At 51.9% G+C, this 237-nt stretch carries 1 protein-coding gene; it reads right to left on the bottom strand.

Translation table 11 applies throughout. The features are described from left to right. A partial coding sequence (locus tag KMS84_RS44885; RefSeq protein ID WP_256921675.1) for a hypothetical protein occupies nt 1-203 on the bottom strand: 203 nt, incomplete at its 3' end. Nucleotides 204-237: the final 34 nt, after the last annotated feature.

Here is a 237-nt window from a genome sequence, read left to right as displayed (position 1 = left end):
CTCTGGGTCACGAGCATGTTCTGCAACCTGTGCTCACCCTCAATCATGTGAGTAAGTTCAGTGCTTCGCCCCTGTTCGCTCACACGGACGGTGAGGTGGTACCAGTGAGTTCTGAGAATCCGTGACACGCTATGCCAATGCGCAAGGCCTTCACCAAAGATCCCCGGGACGCCGATAAGATCTGAGTCTTGTGTTCTGAACATGGGATGTCCTTTGCTTTGCAGAGCTCATATAAAA

The organism is Streptomyces hilarionis, assembly GCF_024539675.1.
In the GTDB taxonomy this organism is placed as follows: domain Bacteria; phylum Actinomycetota; class Actinomycetes; order Streptomycetales; family Streptomycetaceae; genus Streptomyces; species Streptomyces hilarionis.
Note: the sequence above shows the minus strand (reverse complement) of the source record. Positions and strands in the feature narration are given on the sequence as shown.